Genomic DNA, 16,736 nt, shown 5'->3' with positions numbered 1-16,736 from the left:
GTCACTTCTCCTTCTGCAGTACGGAGAGCGCGGCGATCAGCTCCGCCTGCGGCTCGGGGGTCACGTCGAGCGCTTCGAGGGGGGCGAGGCGCCGGTCGCGCTCGGCGTGCAGGACTCGGTCGACGTACGAGAGGACGAGTTCGCCGCCCTTGTCGCGCAGCCGCAGGGCGGTCTGGGCGCCGAGGAGTTCGGCGAGGCGTTCGCCGGCGGCGCGGGCGCGGCGGCCGCCGAGGAGGGAGGCGGCGATGAGGGCGGCGACGGTGTCGGGCTCGGGGACGGCGGTGCGGGCCGCGCGCGAGCCGGAGGGCCGCTCGACCTCCCGTACCTCCTCCTCGGCGAGCTCTTCGAGGACGCGGCGCCAGCGGCGCACCTCCACGCCGATGCGTTCCGCCGCCTCCCGGTCGCCGCCGGCCCGCAGGGGGCCGAGGGCCTCGGAGGCGGGTTCGCGGCGCCAGGTGTCCCGGATGCGCTCCTCGGCGGCGGAGACCGCGCAGTGGAGGAGGGCGGCGAGGGATTCGGCGAGGGCGTCCAGGAGCTCGTCGGCGGTGCTGTCACGGGGGTAGCCGCGCCAGCGGGTGCGGGCGTCGCCGGCGAGGACGGCACCGCGGCCGAGCTCCTTGCGGACCCGCCTGCCCTGCTCCCGGTACGCGGCCTCGACGACGCCGCCGAGGCGGACGGCGGTGGCGTACTGGGCGGCGACCGCGCCGGCCAGCTCGGGAAGCCGGGCGTCGAGGGAGTCGATGACACCGGAGGCGGTCCGGTCGGCGGCCTGCTGGCGGGCGGCCGGGTCCACGGCGCGGTGGGAGAGCCAGCCGCGCAGTTCGGCGACGGCGCTCTCGGGCAGCAGTCCGCTGCCGCCGCCCGTGGACTCGGGCAGCTCGGGGATGGTGAACCGGGGTACGTGGCCGAGACCGGCCTTGTCGAGCAGCGCCCCGTACTGCCGGGAGACCTCGCCGACGACCTGGTGGGGGACGCGGTCGAGGACGGTGACGAGGGTGGCGTCGTACTCCTTGGCGGTACGGAGCAGGTGCCAGGGCACGGCGTCGGCGTACCGCGAGGCGGTGGTGACCATCACCCAGATGTCGGCGGCGCAGATCAACTCGGCGGCGAGGAGCCGGTTCTCGACGACGAGGGAGTCGATGTCGGGCGCGTCGAGCAGGGCGAGCCCCCGGGGCAGCGAGGAGGCCGTCTCGACGCGGAGCGCGTTCTCCTCGGGGGCGGGCTCGTCGACGGGGTGGTCCTCGTCGGCCTGGGGCAGCCAGACGCGGGTGAGCTGCGGGAGGACCCGCATTCCGGCGAACCAGTGGTGGTCCTCGGGATGACAGACGAGCACGGGCGTCCGCGTCGTGGGCCTGAGCACCCCCGCCTCGCTGACCCGGCGCCCGACAAGGGAGTTGACCAGCGTGGACTTCCCCGCCCCGGTCGATCCCCCCACGACGGCGAGGAGCGGGGCGTCGGGGTCCTTCAGGCGGGGCACCAGGTAGTCGTCGAGCTGGGCCAGCAGCTCGGTCCGGGTCTGGCGGGCGCGGGGCGTGTCCGGGAGGGGCAGTGGGAGACGCACGGCCGCGACTCGGTCGCGCAGGGCGGAGAGTGCGTCGATCAGCTGAGGCCGTTCGTCCAAGGTCACCACATGCGAAGAATGCCCAATTTATGAGTCTTTTTGAAGCCTATTGCGACCCTGCGCGCCGAAGAGAAGGGTGGTGGCCGGAAGGCCGGGCATAACGAGTGCACAACACCCGCCCCGAGTGGCGTGAAAAGCGCTGCGCGAATCGCACCTGCCTGCGATTATCGGTTCGCTTCACCGAACCTCCACATCGTGCCACGCAGGTGAAGCAACCAGGCCAAGGCGATCGGAGCCCTATCCTTGTCCCGGCAGGCACACCCCACCCACCAGGGGCTCCTGGCCACACGGCCACCACCCGGCCCCCGTAGCTCAGTGGATAGAGCAGGTGCCTTCTAAGCACTTGGCCGCAGGTTCGAGTCCTGCCGGGGGCGCACGACGAAGACCCTCCTTCGGGAGGGTCTTTTTGCTGCTCGGGAATGGCTTTCGGCCGAAGCGCGGCGCCGCACCGGACGAATGGTCGCGGTGGGACGACGAGGGGATGCCGGACCTGCGCCGGAACCCTGACGGGGCAGCTGTTCCGCTTCACGTCGGCGCCGCTCTCGGGCACGGGTGAAGCGGGGCTCGTCCGGGGGGGGGGTCTGGCGCCGCCGGACCGGCGGGGGGCGCTCGGGTCGTGCTGCGGGACGGGCGTCGGATGGAGGGGGCGGTGGCGTACGACGTGCCGTTGGTCGAGCCGCAGGGTGGCAGCATCCCCTGGACCCATCCCATCGCGGCCTTCCGGCAGGTGCTCGTCCGCCCTCCCGCGCCGGACGGCACCGATCCCGTGGGCATTCCGCTCGTCGATGCCCGCCGGCAGGCGCTCGACGCCCTCGACGGCGTCACGTTCGAGCTCGGGGACGCGCTGCGCGCCGCCGCCTCGACGCTTCGGCCCCAGGGCGACGGGGAGGGCGGCAGCGGCCTGCGGCTGGACGGCTTTCCCCTCCGGGACCGCGCCACCGCACGGCTGGACGTCACCACGCCCGGCGTCGCCGGCCGGCTCGGGCTCGACGTCTCCCTCCGGGACGGCAGCGGGCGGGTGCGTGTCGGCGACACCGCCCTCATGGCCGCGCCGCCCTCACTCGTCCCCGACGAGCTCGACGTCAACCGCTCCCCTGTCCAGGACCCCTGTGCCCCCGCCGGCGTCCATGACTTCACCCACTGGTGAGGTGCGGGTGCGCGAGGGCGGGTGGGGCCGTACCGGCGCCCGCGCCCGCGCAGTTCACGGGCCGAGGGTGCGCGCATGGCGTTCACTTTCATCCCATTGCAATGAATGGCGCTCCGGGCGTTGCGTTATCCCCAGAGTCGTTGCAACGAAATCTTGGCATCTACCTGTAATGATGGCGATCTCGCGCAACATTCGCGTTGCCAGACCCACGAACGCAACGTAGCTTTTCCTGCATCGGAAACGACGAGTCCAAGGAGAAGTACCGTGCAGAAGTTCACCACCACCGCCCCCGTCTCCGCCGTTCTCGACATCCCCTCGGGGCGTATCCGGCTCATCGCGGCCGATCGGGACGACACCACCGTCGAGGTCCTGCCGGCCGACGCCTCCAGGAGTCGTGACGTGCGGGCGGCCGAGCGGACCGAAGTCTCTTTCGTGGACGGTGTTCTGCGGGTCGCGGGGCCTGCGGCGAAGAACGAGTTGTTCGGGCCGTCCGGGGCGGTCGAGGTGACGGTCCAGCTGCCTGCCGGGTCTCGGGTCGAGGCGAAGGGGGCCGCTGCCGAGTTGCGTGGGGTGGGGCGGCTGGGGGACGTCGTGTTCGAGGGGGCGCAGGGCGCCGTCAAGCTCGATGAGACCGCGAGCGCCCGCCTCGGCGTGCAGGCCGGTGACATCACGGTCGGGCGGCTCGGCGGCGATGCCGACATCAGGAGCCTGAAGGGCGAGATCCGGGTCGACGAGGCCGTGCGCGGCACCGTCGTGCTGCGCACCGAGGCCGGTGGGATCAGTGTCGGCGCCGCCCGTGGTGTCTCCGCTTCCCTCGACGCCGGCACCGCCTACGGCCGGATCCGCAACTCCCTTCGGAACGACGGGGGTTCCGCCGCCGGGCTTGCCATCCGGGCCACCACCTCCTACGGCGACATCACGGCCCGCAGCCTCTGACGGGCCCGTAGACCCTCATGAAGGCCGCCGCGTACGGGCCAGTGGGTTGGGGACCGGGATCCACTCGTCGTGGTCCGCGCCGTGCAGGCGCATCAGGGTGAGGGCCTTGACGTGGAGTTCCGGGGCGGAGAGGGCCGCGCGGTCGGTGCGGTTCTCCGGGGTCGCGGGGAGGTCGTCGTACGCGTGGTGGGCAGCGGCGGCGACGGTCGACCAGAGTCGCGCACCGGCCGTCCGGTCCCGGTCGGACAGGGCGGAGACCAGGGTTCCGAAGGTGGTGCCGAAGAGGTGGCCGAAGAGCATCGTCCGGAGCAGGGCGGGGTCGTCGTCGATCACCCGCCCGCCGACGGCGGCGGCGTCGAAGCCGTGCCGGGCGAGGCGGTTCGGGCTCAGCCGGACGTCGGCGAGGTCGCGGTAGACCAGGCGGCGGGGGCGGGCGTGCGCGTCGAGCACGACCAGGAGGTTCTGCCCGTGGGCGGCGGGCGCGACACCCCGGCTCAGGAGGCGGACGAGGGGCGGTACGGCGAGGGCGGCGAAGGCGGCCAGCCAGTCGGCGCCCGCGCCCGGGGCGCCGGCGGAGGCCAGGAGCGCCCGGATCAGGGGCGGTCCGTCGCCGGCGGGGCGGGCGGCGAGGGCCGCCACCGGCAGGACCGTCTCCCCCGCCCGCAGGCGCGCGGCGGCGGACGGCGACTCGCGGAGCAGGACGGCGAGGTCGCCGCTGGGCTCGCCGCGTACGAGCGCGGAGGCGCCGGCGAGGTTGCGGGTGATCCGCAGGGTGTCGGCGAGGTCGGCCACGACGCGCGTCAGCAGGGCCGAGAGCGGTGCGCTGTTCTCGACGCCGCTCGCCGAGATGTCGCGGATCGCGCTGGTCATCCGCGTGGTCAGTGCCGTCTTCAGGTGCGGGCCCCCGTCGAGCGGGGCGAGGGTCCGTACGCTCATCAGCGGCCGGGCGGGGATCGCGCCGGTGGCGTACGGCCGGTGTCCGAGCTCCGGCAGGACGTGCGCGCTCTGCCAGGGGTGCACGGGCAGCAGCAGCCGGTCCCCGTCGCGCAGCCGGTCCGGCCACTCCCCCGCGACCCGGCACCGGTCGGCCGGGACCGCCACCAGGTCGAGGCCGACGACCGGGCGGTGCTCGGGCGCGTACGCCAGCTGCTCGGCCACCGAGAGGCCGGGGCGGCTGCGGCAGCAGGGGTGGTACGGGTGCCCGTCGACGACGCCCTGCTCGACGTACGCGAGGGGGTCGTCCGCGGGGGCGGGCCCGGGAACAGCCCTCCCCGCCCCCGCCCGGGACAGCGCCAAGGACGCGACGCTGTCGCCGAGTTCGGCGACGAGGGCGTCGGCGCCCGGGAGGGCGAGTGCGGCGAGGAGGGTGGCCGGGTGGTCGTGGGCGTGGGCGTCGAGCCGTACGGTCGTGTCCTCCCCGGGGGCCACGAGGTCGTACGGGAGGCGGGGCGGGCCGGTCAGGATCCGGCCGTCGGCGAGGTCCACGCGCCCGGTGTGCGCGTCGCGGGCCGCGATGCCCGGCAGCGGCTCGTGGAGCAGGGCGCGCCACAGTCGGCCGAGGACGGCCGCCCGGGCCGGGGGGAGCTCCTGGCGGTAGGCGGCGAGGAGCCCGGGGGCCGCGTCCGCGAGCTGGGCGGCGAAGGCGGCCTCGGGGGCGCGTGCCGCGTCGCGTACGCCCGTGTCGTGATCCGGAGCGAAGTGCATGAAGGCTCACTACCCGGCGCAAGATGTCCCTACCGGTGGAGGAACCTCCGGGGCACGGGTGGAAGGCGCTGTCGTGAGCGAAGCCAAGGACCGGGCGGACGCCCTGTCGACCACCGCCCTCCTGAACTGTCTGATCCGGGAGGTGGCCCGGCCCGGATCAGGTGCGGACGTGGACGCGGATCATGCCGTCCACCGGCTCCCCGAGACCGGTCGGCTGCTGCGGGTGCGGGCCGGGCGCCGGCCCGCCGATCCCTGTGTCCGGACCGACGGCGGCTGGCTCCCGCTGACCTTCGAGGCCCTCGTGGCGCTGACCGCGGACGAGCTCGCCCGCCGCACCGGGGTCACGAACAGGACCGTCGTCGGCGAGATGACCGCCAGCCGGGACGTCATCGCGGCGCTCCAGGAGGCGCGGGCGTCCACGGGGCCGCCGGAGGACCCGTACCTGCGGTCGGAGCAGGCGCTGCTCGCCGGGCACCGGTACCACCCGGCACCCAAGGCGCGCGGCACGGGCGCCCCGGAGAGCTGGCTGCCGTACGCGCCGGAGGCGTACGCCCGGTTCCCGCTGGAGCTCCTCGGGGTCCGGGCCGACGTGGTCGCGGAGGACGGCGATCTGTCGCTCCTCGACGTGCTCACCGACGGGGCCGCCCCGGAGGGCTACGTACCGCTCCCCGTCCACCCCTGGGAGCTGGACCTGCTCCACGCGGACGGGCTGCCCGCGTTCCGCGACGGGCGGCTGCTGCGGCTCGGCACCACCGCGCCGGGGGCGGGGCCGGCCGTGGCGACCTCCTCCGTGCGGACGGTGTACCTGCCGGAGGCCGACCTCTTCTGCAAGCTCAGCCTGGACGTGCGGATCACCAACGGGAACCGGCGCCTGGAGCTGCGCGACCTGCTGTGGCTGCGGACGGTCGGCGAGCTGCTCGCGCCCGCCTTCGAGCCGCTGCCCACGGCGGTCTTCCTCGCCGACCGGGGCTATCGCACCGCCGACCTCGGCGGGCAGCACGCCTACGAGGGCTTCGCGGTGATCGCCCGCGAGGGCCTGCGGCCGCATCTGCCGCCGGGGGTGACGCCGCTGCTCGCGGCGGGCATCGCCGAGGGCTTCCCCGGCAACCCGCTCGACGGGCTGACCGCCGAGCGGGCGCTCGTCTGGTGGCAGCGCTACCTCGACCAGCTGGTGCCGCCGGTGCTGCACGCCTGGCGGGCGCACGGCCTGGTCCTGGAGTGCCACCTGCAGAACGTCCTCGTCGGCGTGGACGGCGCCGGCCTCCCTGCGCGGGTGGTCTTCCGCGACCACGAGGGCGTACGGATCGTCGCCGAGCGGCACCGCGCGCTCCTGGACCGGTTCGCGGCGCGGGGGCCCGCCCCGGTCCTGGACGCGGCGCACGGCTGGGAGCGGCTGGCGTACTGCCTGGTGACGAACAACCTGTCCGAGATCGCCGGCACCCTCACCGACCGCCATCCGGAGCTCGCCGGTGAGCTGTGGCCCCGGGCGCGGGCGGTGTTCGCCGGGTACGCGGCGGAGCACGGCGGCCCGGCGGAGGTCCGGGAGCTGCTCGGCTCTCCGCACGTGCCCGCCAAGACCAACCTGCTCCTGCGCTGGCTCGACGTGGACGGTGCCGACGCCCGCTACGTGCCCATGCCCAATCCGCTGTACTGAGGACGGCCGCCGAACGGCCGTCAGTGGACCGGGCGGTCCAGCCTGACCCGTACGAGCATGGTCTCCACGCCGCTGTCGACGAGTCGGCCGTTCGCGTCGAAGGCCGCCGGGCCGTCCGTCATGCCGAAGTCGTTGTCGTTCAGGAGGACGAGCGTCGAGGAGCCTTCGACGGCGACGCCCTCGATCTTGCCGGGAACGCCCTCGACCGTGTTCAGGTCGATGACGAGGCGCTTGTCGAGGACCGGCGCCCCGGCCGCGGCCGTGTCGTCGAGCTGCTCCAGGGTGGGCGTCGCCGCCGTGTCCCAGGTGGTGCCGAGGATGTCGGAGGCGGGACGGAGACGGACCTCGTAGAGACGGGCGGCCTTGTCGGTGCGCTCCTGGACGAGGAGGCGGTCGCCGCCGAGGGCGACGAGGGCGGAGAGCTTCAGTTCGGAGGTCTTGGTCTGGCCGGGCTCGACGACGTCGACGGCGTCGAAGCGGTAGGCGTACTCGGCGGTGACCCGGTTCTCTCGGGGCGAGAAGCGCAGCAGGCGGGTGGTGCGGGAGTTCTCGCCGGAGACCTTGTCGGGGTGGAGCAGGGGGCTCTGGAGGCCGAGGACGAGGTCGCCGTCGGGGAGCAGCGCGAGGCCCTCGAAGCCGCGGTTGATCTTGCGCTGGAGGAAGATCGACGGCAGGGACTCGACGACCGGGTAGTCGGTGCCGGTCAGGCCCAGGCCCCGGGGGACGTGGCGGGCGAGGATCCGGCCCTTCGGGGAGACGTGCACGAGCGAGGGGCCGTACTCGTCGACCAGCCAGAAGCTGCCGTCCCGGTCGCGGACGAGGCCCTCGGTGTCGAGGCCGTTCGGGTTGTACGTGAGCGGGGTGGAGGCGTCGTACGTGTACGGGGCCTCGTCGCGGCCGGCCTGGTTGGGCAGCCCGGTCACGGGCGCGCCCGACGCCGTGGTCAGCGGGATCGACTTCAGGACCCGGAGCCGGTCGCCCTCGGCCCGGACCTTGACGATGGCCGGGTCGAAGCCGGGCACGGGGAAGGTGCGCCGCTTGTCCTTGCCGACGGCTATCTGTCCGTTGGGGCCCCGGTCGGTGACGGTCCAGTACTCGCCGCGCCGCCCGGCCGGGTAGAGGTCGCTGCCGATGCCGCCGAGGGCGACGCCCCGGTCGTCGGCGACGCTGCCCGGCAGCAGGCCGTTGCTGAAGCCGGCCAGCGGGATGTCGGGCAGGGTCGCGGTGGAGACGACCCGGCCGGCGGGCTCGCCGTGGTGCGCCGGCGTGGCGTCGGCCGTCCCGACGACCACCGAGCACGCGAGCGCGGCGGAGAACGGCAGGACGACGAGGGCGGGCCGGCGCAGGAGACGCGCGCTCAGCGGATTCATCTGAACTCCCTGGATGACATGGAAAGTCGCCGGTGAGGGCGGCCTCATGGTCCAGTCCTTCACTCAATTCCGGGCGGCGCGTTCGCGACGCCCGGGTGAGCCCTGGGTGAACGCGCGGTCCGCCTAGTACCGGTCGAGGATCAGCTGCGTCTTGAGGATGTCCCCGTGGTACAGCCAGCCGTTCGCCTCGGCGACGTCGATGGCGTCCGTGTGCAGGGTGGCCGCGTCGGCGTACGAGGAGGTCTTGAAGGACAGTTCGACGACGTACTCGGTGCCCGTCCCGTTCGCGCCGACGACCGGCAGCACCTCGATGCTCGCGTCGTCGGAGGGGCCCCAGGCGCCCCCGTACACCTTGGCGGTGACCGGTCCGTGGGCGCGGGAGGCCTGGAGCGTGGTCTTGCCCCAGCCGGCGGCGTTCCAGTTCTCCAGCTTGCCGGGGATGTCGTTGACGAGCCAGGTGCGGCCGGTGGTGCTCGTGGGCATCGCGGTGCCCGAGTAGCCGCTGGAGCTGTGGGACTTCTCGTTGGAGAAGCTGAGGGTCTGCTTGGCGTAGCCCCAGTCGACCTCGGCGTCGTAGTTGGTGTCGCCGCTGTCGAAGCCGGCGGCGTTGGCCGTGGTGAGCGCGGCGTCGATGTCGCCGTTCGTGACGGGGAACCGCTTCTTGTACGTCTCCTCGAACGACGAGCCGCTCTTGTGGCGGAGGCGGACGCTCCAGCCCTGGGCGTCGAGCGCGAGCCCGTCGGTGTCGTAGTAGCTGTACGAGCGGGCCTTGGCGGAACCGGTGATCCCGAACGCCGACCTGACCGCGGCGCTCGGCGCGAAGCCCGCGTCGAGGGCCGCCGTCGTGAGGTTGATCTTCACCTCGTACGTCGGGACGGCGTTGGCCGCCGCGTACGCCGGCGAGGTCGGGGCGAGGAGCGCGACGGCGAGGGCGACGGCCGAACCGGCGAGGACCGGGCGCGTGGCACGGGGCAGGAAGGTCATGCGCCGATGCTCACGAGCGCGGGTGAGGACCGCGTGACCCGCGGACGTGCCCCCGGTGAACCGGCGGCGTCGGGAAGTGCCTCACCTCAGGAGCAGGTTGGCGCCCACGTCGCCGGGAACGGCCTCCCGGACAGGGGTGCTGTCCGGGCCCGGGCGGCGCGTGCCGGGGACGGCGACGGCCGGGTCGGTGCGGTGGAGGAGGACCGTGCCGTCCCGGTGCCAGGTCTTCGTGTAGCCGTGGGCGAGGAGGAGGGCGATCCGCTGTCGCTGTTCGTCGGTGGAGGCGAAGGGGAAGGTGCGGTCGTCCGTGCGGAGGAGGACCCAGTCGGCGCCGCGTGGCGTCCGGTCGGCGATGACCACGTCCGTACGGGCGGTCAGGCGGGGCGCGATGGTGTTGTCGGCCTCCACCGTCGCGCCGTCCGGGATGAGCGCGGCCGCCGTGGCGAGGGGGCGTTTGTCCGGGGAGGGGCGCCAGAAGTCGGGGCGGACGAGGAGGTTCAGGCCGAGGGCGACGGCCGCCGCGGAGGAGAGGACGAGCGCGGTGACCGCCCAGCCCCGGACGGAGCTCCGGCGTGCGTGCAGCCTCGCCAGGGTCTCCAGGGACGCCGTCAGCAGGATCGGCCACAGGAAGGCGTCGTAGTGGTTGATGACCGGCCAGTGGTTGGGGTTGTCGGAGAGGACGCGTTCCGCGAGGAGGGGGACGGCGAGCAGGAAGGTCGGGGAGCCGAGCGGGAGCAGGGCGAGGCTGCCCAGGATCCAGGCGAGCATGGCGACCTTGACGAAGGGGGTCACGGCGGCCTGGAGCAGGATCCAGGGCGCGGTGAGCACGTGGGCCAGGGCGTCCCCCGGGTCGGCGCCGAGCCGCCCGTACGACCAGTAGTAGCCCTCGGGTCCGCCCATCGCCGGGATGAACCAGCCGATCACGACGGCGGACACCAGCGGCCCCGCCAGGGCGAGCGCGATCCCCGTGGTCCGGCCCGTCCGGTGGCCGGCGCGGTGGGCGCGGACCGCGAGGACGAGGCCGTACGCGCCGACGACGAGGCCCATGTCCTCCTTGGCCGTGCACAGCAGCGCGGCCCAGAGGGCGGCCGCGCCGTACCGGTGGGCGAGTCCGCGTTCCAGCATGAGGAGGGTGAACGGCACCGCGAAGGCGACCTCGTGGAAGCCGTTGTAGGAGGAGTTGAGGAGCGGCCAGCCCAGCGCGTACACGAGTCCGCCGAGGTCGGCGGCCCGGCGTACGACGAGGGGCTCGGCGTCCGCGAAGGCGTGCCGGGCGATGCGGCGGACCACCGGCACGCCCGCCGCGAACAGCGCGGCCTGCGCGAGGATCAGCGTCCGCGGGTCGTCCCACAGCCAGTAGAGCGGCGCGAGGAGGGCGAGCGCCGGGGTGAAGTGGTCGCCGAGGAGCGAGAAGCCGGGCGGGAACTCGTGGTGGACGTTCTTGATCGGCGACCTGGGCAGTGCGAGGTGCGCGTACGCCCGCACGGCCTGGTCGAAGATGCCGAGGTCGAAGCCCGTGGCCCGCAGGGCCGTCCAGGACTGGAGGCCGAGGGCGGCGCAGACGAGGAAGCAGAGGGCGGTGAGGGCGACGCCCCGGCGCCCGGTCCGCGCGTCCGAGGGCTCGTCGGGGGGAGCCGCCACCGCGTCCCGCCCTCCGGACGGGCGCGGGCGGGTCGGTATGTGCGACAGCGCGTTCTCCATGGCCATGACCCTACGTTGCGTGTCCGGGCGGCCCGGGAGGGAGAATCGCGCCATGGCCCTCACCGCGCGCGCCCTCAACCGCTCCACGCTCCACCGGCAGTTGCTCCTGGACCGGGCGCCGCTCGGCGTCACGGAAGCGGTGCGGCGGGTGGTGTGCCTCCAGGCGCAGCACCCCGGTTCGCCGTACGTGGCGCTGTGGAACCGGATCGCGGACTTCGACCCCGAGGACCTCGACGGGGCCGTGGGAGGCTACGAGTTGGTCAGATCGACGCTGATGCGGCTCACGCTGCACCTCGTGCACGCCGAGGACTACCGGGCCTTCCGGGAGGGCATGGAGCCGACGCTGCGGGGTTCGCGGCTGCACGATCCCCGGTACACGAAGGCGGGGTTCACGGCCGCCGACGCCGACGCGCTGCTGCCCGACCTCCTGGCGTACGCGGGGAGCGTGCGGACCGGGGCCGAGATGAGGGGGCGCATCGAGGAGGACCGGGGCGGGCCGGTGGAGGCCGTGGTCTGGCGGATGATCCGGCAGTACGCGCCGCTGTGGCACGCGCCGACCGGGCCGCCGTGGTCGTTCGGGACCGCGCAGTCCTTCGTCACGGCAGCCGAACTGCCGGTGCTCGGCGACCCGGAGGCGTCCGCCGCCGGCCTGGCCGTGCTGCTCCGGCGCTATCTGGAGGGCTTCGGGCCCGCCTCCGTACCGGACATGGCGCAGTTCACGACGGCCCCGCGCCGGCTCGTACGGGAGGCGGTGAAGACCCTGGAGGGTGAACTGGACCGCCTTGAGGGGCCCGACGGGACCGTGCTGTACGACGTACCGGGGGCGGACCGGCCGGGCGGGGACACTCCGGCCCCGCCCCGGCTGATGGCGATGTGGGACAGCGTCCTCCTCGCGTACGCGGACCGCAGCCGGATCATCCCGCCCGAGTACCGCAAGCACGTCATCCGCGTGAACGGCGACACCCTCCCGACGCTGCTCGTCGACGGGTACGTGGCCGGGGTCTGGCGGCCGGTCGACGGCGGGATCGAGGCCTCGGCCTTCCACCCGCTGACGGCCGGGGACTGGGACGGGATCGCGGCCGAGGCGGCGTCCCTGGGGACGCTGCTCGCCGACCGCGATCCACGGGTGTACGGGCGGTACGACCACTGGTGGGTCAAGGGCATCCCGACGATCGAGACGCGGGTACTGCCCTACTGACGATCAATCAATTCGCGTAGTGCGACGTTGAGTTCGAGGACGTTGACGCGGGGTTCGCCGATGAAGCCGAGGATGCGGCCGTCGGTGTGGTCGGCGACGAGCCTGTCGACCCGGGCGACGGCGAGGTGGTTCCTCTCGGCGACGCGGTGGACCTGGAGCTTCGCGTACTCCGGGGAGATGTGCGGGTCGAGACCCGAGCCGGAGGAGGTGACGGCGTCGGCGGGGACGTCGGAGGGCTTCACCGTGTAGCCGTTCACCGAGTTGTCCTCGACGACGGCGGCCTTGGCGTCCTTGACCCACTGGATCAGGTCGGCGTTGTCGCCGGAGCGGTTGGTGGCACCGGACAGGATCAGCTTGTACTGGGTGTTGACGCTGTTGCTGCCGAGGCCGTTGGACGGGCGCGGCTGGAACCAGCGGAGGTCGGGCTCGTCGCCGGTCAGATACGTCTGGCCGATGAGCTCGGAGCCGACGACCCTGCCGCTCCCGTCCTTGATCTCGGAGCCGTTCGCCCTGCCGGGGAAGGCCGCCTGGGCGATGCCGGTGACGGCGAGCGGGTAGAGGACGCCGCAGATCACGGTGAGGACGAGGAGGGCGCGCAGGCCGGCCCAGAGCACCCGGCCGGTACTGCCTACGGAGTTGTTCATCGCGTTTCAGCCGATTCCGGGGATGAGGGAGAGGAGCAGGTCGATGATCTTGATGCCGACGAACGGGGCGATCAGGCCGCCGAGTCCGTAGATGCCGAGGTTGCGTCGGAGCATCGAGTCGGCGCTGGAGGGGCGGTAGCGGACGCCCTTGAGGGCGAGCGGGACCAGGGCGACGATGATCAGCGCGTTGAAGATGACGGCGGACAGGATCGCGGACTGGGGCGAGGCCAGGCCCATGATGTTGAGCCTGTCCAGGGACGGGTAGGCGACGGCGAACATCGCGGGGATGATCGCGAAGTACTTCGCCACGTCGTTGGCGATCGAGAAGGTCGTCAGCGCGCCCCGGGTGATGAGGAGTTGCTTGCCGATCTCGACGATCTCGATGAGCTTGGTCGGGTCGGAGTCGAGGTCGACCATGTTGCCGGCCTCCTTCGCGGCCGACGTGCCCGTGTTCATCGCGACGCCGACGTCGGCCTGCGCGAGGGCGGGGGCGTCGTTGGTGCCGTCGCCGGTCATCGCGACCAGCTTCCCGCCGGCCTGCTCCCGCTTGATCAGGGCCATCTTGTCCTCGGGGGTGGCCTCGGCGAGGAAGTCGTCGACGCCCGCCTCCTCGGCGATCGCCTTCGCGGTCAGCGGGTTGTCGCCCGTGATCATGACCGTCCTGATGCCCATGCGGCGCAGCTCGTCGAACCGCTCCCGCATGCCCTCCTTCACCACGTCCTTGAGGTGGATGACACCCAGGACCCGGGCCCCGTCCGCGTCCTCCACAGCCACGAGCAGCGGCGTGCCACCGGCCTGCGCAATGGCGTCGGTGAGTTCCCTGGCGTCCTCGGCGACCTGGCCACCGCGCTCCTCCACCCATGCCACGACCGAGCCGGTCGCGCCCTTGCGGACCTTGCGCCCGTCCACGTCCACGCCCGACATGCGGGTCTGGGCGGTGAAGGCGACCCACTCGGCGCCCGTCAGTTCGCCCTGGTGGCGCTCGCGCAGCCCGTACTCCTCCTTCGCGAGGACCACGATCGAGCGGCCCTCGGGCGTCTCGTCCGCGAGCGAGGACAGCTGGGCGGCGTCGGCCAGTTCGGCCTCGGTGGTGCCCCTGACGGGGACGAACTCGGCGGCCTGCCGGTTGCCGAGGGTGATGGTGCCGGTCTTGTCCAGGAGCAGGGTGGAGACGTCACCGGCGGCCTCGACCGCGCGGCCGGACATGGCGAGGACGTTGCGCTGGACCAGGCGGTCCATGCCGGCGATGCCGATCGCGGACAGCAGCGCGCCGATCGTGGTCGGGATCAGACAGACCAGGAGCGCGGTCAGCACGATCATCGAGGTCTGCTGGTCGGCGCCCGCGTAGATCGCGAACGGCTTCAGCGTGACGACCGCGAGCAGGAAGACGATCGTGAGGGACGCGAGGAGGATGTTGAGGGCGATCTCGTTGGGGGTCTTCTGGCGGGCCGCGCCCTCGACCAGGTTGATCATCCGGTCGATGAAGGTCTCGCCCGGCTTCGTCGTGATCCTGATGACGACCCGGTCGGAGAGCACCTTCGTACCGCCCGTGACCGCGCACCGGTCGCCGCCGGACTCGCGGATCACGGGGGCGGACTCGCCGGTGATCGCGGACTCGTCGACGGAGGCCACGCCCTCGACGACGTCACCGTCGCCGGGGATGACGTCGCCGGCCTCGCAGACCACCAGGTCGTCGACGCGCAGTTCGGTGCCGGGCACCTGCTCCTCGCCCGTCTTCGTCAGACGGCGGGCGACGGTGTCGGTCTTGGCCTTGCGCAGGGTGTCGGCCTGCGCCTTGCCCCGGCCCTCGGAGACGGCCTCGGCGAGGTTGGCGAAGATCGTGGTCAGCCACAGCCAGGCGGTGATCGCCCAGCCGAACCAGTCCCCCGGGTTCACGACCGCCAGGACGGTCGTGACGGCCGAGCCGACCAGCACCACGAACATCACGGGCGACTTGACCATCACGCGCGGATCGAGCTTGCGCAGGGCGTCCGGCAGGGACTTGACCAGCTGCTTCGGATCGAACAGCCCGCCGCCGACGCGTCCGGCCTCGGCCGGCCGGCCGCCGGTGGGCTCCCCTGACTGCGGGGGCCGGGTGGAGGTGAGGGTGCTCATGCTGCGAGTCCTTCGGCGAGCGGTCCCAGGGCGAGGGCCGGGAAGTAGGTGAGGCCGGTGACGATCACGATCGTGCCGACCAGGAGACCGGTGAACAGCGGCTTCTCCGTGCGCAGCGTGCCCGCCGTCTTCGGTACGGGCGTCTGCTCGGCCAGCGAACCGGCGAGCGCGAGGACGAAGACCATCGGCAGGAACCGGCCCAGGAGCATCGCGAGGCCGATCGTGGTGTTGAACCACTGCGTGTCGGCGTTCAGGCCGGCGAAGGCGGAGCCGTTGTTGTTGGCGCCGGAGGTGTACGCGTAGAGGATCTCGGAGAAGCCGTGCGCACCGGAGTTGGTCATCGAGTGGGCCGGGGTGGGCAGGGCCATCGCCACGGCGGTGAAGCAGAGCACCAGGGCCGGGGTGACCAGGATGTAGCAGGCCGCGAACTTGATCTCGCGGGTGCCGATCTTCTTGCCCAGGTACTCGGGCGTGCGGCCGACCATCAGACCGGCGAGGAACACCGCGATGATCGCCATGATCAGCATGCCGTAGAGGCCGGAGCCCACCCCGCCGGGCGCGATCTCGCCGAGCTGCATGCCCAGCATCGTGATCCCGCCGCCGAAGCCGGTGTAGGAGGAGTGGAAGGAGTTCACCGCGCCGGTCGACGTCAGCGTCGTGGCCACCGCGAAGATCGACGAGCCGCCGATGCCGAACCGGGTCTCCTTGCCCTCCATCGCACCGCCGGCGAGGTCGAAGGCGGGGCCGTGGTGGGCGAACTCGGTCCACATCATCAGCGCGGTGAAGCCGACCCAGATGGTGGCCATCGTGGCCAGGATCGCGTACCCCTGCTTCAGCGAGCCGACCATGCGGCCGAAGGTCCGCGTCAGGGCGAAGGGGATGACGAGGATCAGGTAGATCTCGAAGAGGTTCGACAGCCCGTTGGGGTTCTCGAAGGGGTGGGACGAGTTGGCGTTGAAGTAGCCGCCGCCGTTGGTGCCCAGCTCCTTGATGACCTCCTGCGAGGCGACCGCCCCGCCGTTCCACTGCTGCGCGCCGCCCGTGAACTGGCCGACCTCGTGGATCCCGGCAAAGTTCTGGATCGCCCCGCAGGCCACCAGCACCAGCGCGCCCACGACGGAGATCGGCAGCAGGATGCGGACGGTGCCCCGGACCAGGTCGGCCCAGAAGTTGCCCAGCTCACCCGTACGGGAGCGGGCGAAGCCGCGTACGAGAGCGACCGCGACCGCGATGCCGACGGCGGCCGACACGAAGTTCTGCACCGCCAGGCCGCCGGTCTGCACGACGTGGCCCATGGCCTGCTCGCCGTAGTACGACTGCCAGTTGGTGTTCGCCACGAACGACGCGGCGGTGTTGAAGGCCTGGTCCGGGTCGATCGACACGAAGCCGAGCGAGCCGGGCAGGGAGCCCTGGAGCCGCTGGAGCAGGTAGAGGAAGAGGACGCTCACGGCGGAGAAGGCGAGCACTCCGCGCAGGTAGGCGGGCCAGCGCATCTCGACGTTCGGGTTCGCGCCGATCGCCTTGTAGATCCACTTCTCGGGCTTGTAGTGCTTCTCCGAGGAGTACACCTTGGCCATGTGGTCGCCCAGCGGCCGGTACGACAGACCCAGGGCGACGATCAGCGCCAGGAGCTGGAGGACTCCAGCGAGAACGGGACTCATC

General features: G+C 72.7%; 12 protein-coding genes and 1 tRNA gene. 5 read left to right on the top strand and 8 right to left on the bottom strand.

Annotated elements, in window-relative coordinates; genetic code table 11:
• Nucleotide 1 precedes the first annotated feature (1 nt).
• Nucleotides 2–1,621 carry a dynamin family protein gene (locus ACFYUS_RS10985; RefSeq protein WP_388848452.1) on the bottom strand — a complete coding sequence of 540 codons (1,620 nt, stop codon included), beginning with the start codon at nt 1,619–1,621 and terminating at the stop codon, nt 2–4.
• Nucleotides 1,622–1,922: 301 nt separating this feature from the next.
• Here ACFYUS_RS10985 and ACFYUS_RS10980 point away from each other — a divergent pair.
• From ACFYUS_RS10980 to ACFYUS_RS10970, 3 genes are all read left to right on the top strand, one after another.
• Nucleotides 1,923–1,995: transfer RNA gene (locus tag ACFYUS_RS10980), tRNA-Arg, on the top strand.
• Nucleotides 1,996–2,270: 275 nt separating this feature from the next.
• Nucleotides 2,271–2,768: a hypothetical protein gene (locus tag ACFYUS_RS10975; protein WP_388848449.1), complete on the top strand. Its 498-nt coding sequence runs from the start codon at nt 2,271–2,273 to the stop codon at nt 2,766–2,768.
• A 264-nt stretch (nt 2,769–3,032) separates the two neighbouring features.
• Nucleotides 3,033–3,704, top strand: coding sequence for a DUF4097 family beta strand repeat-containing protein (locus tag ACFYUS_RS10970; protein ID WP_388849164.1), 672 nt, complete (start codon nt 3,033–3,035; stop codon nt 3,702–3,704).
• A 15-nt stretch (nt 3,705–3,719) separates the two neighbouring features.
• Here the strand turns inward: ACFYUS_RS10970 and ACFYUS_RS10965 are convergent, their stop codons facing one another.
• Nucleotides 3,720–5,408, bottom strand: coding sequence for an IucA/IucC family protein (locus ACFYUS_RS10965; RefSeq protein ID WP_388848446.1), 1,689 nt, complete (start codon nt 5,406–5,408; stop codon nt 3,720–3,722).
• Between ACFYUS_RS10965 and ACFYUS_RS10960 the strand changes: the two genes are divergently transcribed.
• Nucleotides 5,407–7,062, top strand: a complete 1,656-nt coding sequence (locus tag ACFYUS_RS10960; protein WP_388848443.1) for an IucA/IucC family protein — start codon at nt 5,407–5,409, stop codon at nt 7,060–7,062. The two genes, ACFYUS_RS10965 and ACFYUS_RS10960, sit on opposite strands and share 2 nt — an antisense overlap.
• Before the next feature lie 20 nt (nt 7,063–7,082).
• Here the strand turns inward: ACFYUS_RS10960 and ACFYUS_RS10955 are convergent, their stop codons facing one another.
• The 3 genes from ACFYUS_RS10955 to ACFYUS_RS10945 form a co-directional block, all read right to left on the bottom strand.
• A complete protein-coding gene (locus ACFYUS_RS10955) occupies nt 7,083–8,432 on the bottom strand; it encodes an esterase-like activity of phytase family protein (protein ID WP_388848440.1) in 1,350 nt (449 codons plus the stop codon).
• Nucleotides 8,433–8,555: 123 nt separating this feature from the next.
• Nucleotides 8,556–9,416 carry a hypothetical protein gene (locus tag ACFYUS_RS10950; RefSeq protein WP_388848437.1) on the bottom strand — a complete coding sequence of 287 codons (861 nt, stop codon included), beginning with the start codon at nt 9,414–9,416 and terminating at the stop codon, nt 8,556–8,558.
• A gap of 81 nt (nt 9,417–9,497) precedes the next feature.
• Nucleotides 9,498–11,117 (bottom strand): DUF2079 domain-containing protein, encoded by a 1,620-nt coding sequence (locus ACFYUS_RS10945; protein ID WP_388848434.1) that lies wholly within the window; start codon nt 11,115–11,117, stop codon nt 9,498–9,500.
• Between the two features lie 52 nt (nt 11,118–11,169).
• On the opposite strand from ACFYUS_RS10945, the gene ACFYUS_RS10940 reads away from it, so the two are divergent.
• Complete coding sequence (locus ACFYUS_RS10940) at nt 11,170–12,315, top strand: winged helix DNA-binding domain-containing protein (RefSeq protein WP_388848431.1); 1,146 nt, start codon at nt 11,170–11,172, stop codon at nt 12,313–12,315.
• Here the strand turns inward: ACFYUS_RS10940 and ACFYUS_RS10935 are convergent.
• From ACFYUS_RS10935 to kdpA, 3 genes are read right to left on the bottom strand one after another with little or no spacing between them, the layout of a single operon-like run.
• On the bottom strand, nt 12,309–12,959 hold the full coding sequence (locus tag ACFYUS_RS10935) for a potassium-transporting ATPase subunit C (RefSeq protein ID WP_388848428.1): 651 nt from the start codon (nt 12,957–12,959) through the stop codon (nt 12,309–12,311). The genes ACFYUS_RS10940 and ACFYUS_RS10935 overlap by 7 nt on opposite strands.
• 6 nt (nt 12,960–12,965) lie before the next feature.
• Nucleotides 12,966–15,074, bottom strand: a complete 2,109-nt coding sequence (gene kdpB, locus ACFYUS_RS10930) for a potassium-transporting ATPase subunit KdpB (RefSeq protein WP_388848425.1) — start codon at nt 15,072–15,074, stop codon at nt 12,966–12,968.
• Nucleotides 15,071–16,735 carry a potassium-transporting ATPase subunit KdpA gene (kdpA, locus tag ACFYUS_RS10925; RefSeq protein ID WP_388848422.1) on the bottom strand — a complete coding sequence of 555 codons (1,665 nt, stop codon included), beginning with the start codon at nt 16,733–16,735 and terminating at the stop codon, nt 15,071–15,073. Before kdpA ends, kdpB begins: the two co-directional genes overlap by 4 nt.
• Nucleotide 16,736: the final 1 nt, after the last annotated feature.

Source organism: Streptomyces sp. NPDC004284 (assembly GCF_042874035.1).
Taxonomy (GTDB): Bacteria; Actinomycetota; Actinomycetes; order Streptomycetales; family Streptomycetaceae; genus Streptomyces.
Note: the sequence above shows the minus strand (reverse complement) of the source record. Positions and strands in the feature narration are given on the sequence as shown.